This window comes from uncultured Campylobacter sp., from assembly GCF_938018145.1.
Lineage (GTDB): Bacteria > Campylobacterota > Campylobacteria > Campylobacterales > Campylobacteraceae > Campylobacter_A.
On record NZ_CALIII010000205.1, the window covers coordinates 1 to 1,622 of the forward strand.

2 protein-coding genes are annotated in these 1,622 nt (G+C 46.1%); both read right to left on the minus strand.

Annotated elements, in window-relative coordinates; all coding sequences use genetic code 11:
* Nucleotides 1-151: 151 nt before the first annotated feature.
* Nucleotides 152-1,009 carry a formate/nitrite transporter family protein gene (locus Q0338_RS04680; protein WP_298085743.1) on the minus strand — a complete coding sequence of 286 codons (858 nt, stop codon included), beginning with the start codon at nucleotides 1,007-1,009 and terminating at the stop codon, nucleotides 152-154.
* A gap of 12 nt (nucleotides 1,010-1,021) precedes the next feature.
* Complete coding sequence (locus tag Q0338_RS04685; protein ID WP_185899341.1) at nucleotides 1,022-1,465, minus strand: hydrogenase 3 maturation endopeptidase HyCI; 444 nt, start codon at nucleotides 1,463-1,465, stop codon at nucleotides 1,022-1,024.
* Nucleotides 1,466-1,622: the final 157 nt, after the last annotated feature.

The following is a 1,622-nucleotide window of genomic DNA, read 5'->3' on the forward strand; positions in this document are numbered from 1 at the left end:
TACAAATTTAGCAAGATGCGAAATAAACATTCCAGACAGAATAGGCGTAGTTTAAATAGTTTTTGATTAGGCGTGACGGGAGCATACATGTAGTATGTGACCGAGCGCCTTAATCAAAAACTACTTTTAAAATCCATTCATTTATGGGGAATTACTTCTTTTTCATATCAAATTTATTCGCCATAAATCCAACTAGTCCCACAAAGAAAAGCCCGCCGCAGATATTGCCTAGCGTAACGGGAACTAGGTTTTTAACGATGAAATTTCCCCAGTTTAGCACATCTAGCTTATCGGCCGTAGTGTGAAGCAACGCTGCTGCCGCATTGACGTCGCCGCCGCTTGCTGCTATGTAGTGAGCTTTTGAGATGATGGCTTCGGTGATGATGAACATATTTGCCACGCAGTGCTCCATAGAGCATGCGACAAACGCGCCGATCATCCACATGATCGCAAAGAATTTACCCGCAAGGTTGCTCTCGCTGGTCGCAGTCCAGATAGACATACAAACAAACACGTTACAAAAGATACCGCGGATAAATAGCTCGTGAAACGGCGCCGTGATCTTGCCGATACCGGCCGGTACGAAGTGTTGCAAGATGTAGCCGTCGTATTTTAGCGGTAAGCCAGAGTAGTAGTACATATAGGCAATTAGCGCGCCGCCGACGAAGTTAAAAAACCAAACGATCGCCCAGTAGTTAATGGTTTTGCCTAAATTTAGCTTGCCTTCATACGCGCTAACGCCGCTTAAAACCGAGCTAGTAAATAGATGCCCGCCGTAGAAAACGACCATCATGAGACCGCAGCTAAATGTGATGCCGCCGATGAAATTTGCAAGACCGATAGACTGTTTTTCAGCCATGCCCACGGTCGAGTGCGCCCAGAAAATATCGCCCATCGCGATCGCCGCGCCCGCCATGATGGCTAGAAAAATAATGCTTACTAACGGAGTATGCGCCTTGTGCTCCATCGAATTTGACACCGCTTGCGCGGTTTCTGCAGGATTTAACATCTTTTCCTCCTCCTAATTTAAATTTTTATCTATCTCTAAGATACGTTCAAAGGCTTTTTGCGCGCTTTTTTTCGCGTTTTCGCTTAAGCCCTCTTTAAAATCAAGCACGTTTTCAAGCAAAACGCTAATGCCTAAAAACAGCGTTTTGGGGCAAATTTTACGCAGGTAGCTTAAAAGTACGGGCGTAGGCAAGTTGTGCGTCGAGTAGATATAGTCGCGCTCGTTGCTTAGATCAAAAAACTCGATCGCGCCGTCTTTAAACCCGCTCATCGCGTCTACCACGACGATGATATCAGGCTCAAATTCTCTAAGCGCGCCAAACTCGTTTTCAGGCACGTCCTGTCCGTAAAATACCCGCCAATCTTTCAAATTTGCCTCGACGATTCGCCCTGTTTCGTTGCCTACGTCGTCGTCTCCGCGCATGGGATTGCCGATACAAAGCAAAGCCTTTTTCATCAAAAATCCTTCCTAAGCACCAGGTATCCCTCGCGTAAATTTTCAAGCTCGGTCTTTAGCTCGCATTCGCAAAGCTCCGGGATGAGCCTTGCCGCATGCTCTCTAAATATCTCCACCTCGAAATACTTACTCAAATTTCCCAGCTTAAATTTGACGT